Source organism: Rothia sp. (in: high G+C Gram-positive bacteria) (assembly GCF_030540545.1).
Classification (GTDB): domain Bacteria; phylum Actinomycetota; class Actinomycetes; order Actinomycetales; family Micrococcaceae; genus Rothia.
Genome location: NZ_JAUNVZ010000035.1, coordinates 978 through 1425 on the forward strand (window position 1 = coordinate 978; position 448 = coordinate 1425).

Annotated in this window: 1 protein-coding gene; it reads left to right on the forward strand. The window is 60.7% G+C overall.

The features are described from left to right. On the forward strand, nucleotides 1–448 hold a 448-nt coding region (locus Q4P78_RS08725), incomplete at both ends, for a diacylglycerol kinase family protein (RefSeq protein WP_303339986.1).

Below are 448 nucleotides of genomic sequence, written 5' to 3' on the forward strand. Positions count from 1 at the left end.
CTTGGTATCTGGCGAACAATCCCCACCGGCGATATGCGTCGCGTGGGCGTGGTGTACAACCCAAGTAAAGGCGGGGCTACCGCCGCTGTTGGCATTATTGAACGCACCATTAGAGCGAACGGCTGGCCCGCACCTATTACCCGCACTACCCGCATTGACGAGCCCGGTGGGGAAGCCACCCGTGAGGTACTGGCTGAAGGCGCGGATACCGTGATCGCCGTTGGCGGAGACGGGACGGTTCGTGCCGTAGCCACGGCGTTACAGGGGTCGCAGGCGACTCTTGGTATTATCCCGTTGGGCACCGGTAACTTGCTCGCCCGCAACCTGTACCTGCCGGTGGGTGATGTCGCCTCCTGCGTCAATATTGCGCTTAACGGGGTGCAGCAGCCGGTAGATGCTATTAGGATGGTGACCGACCCCGGCAGTGACGAAAAAACCGAACATACGT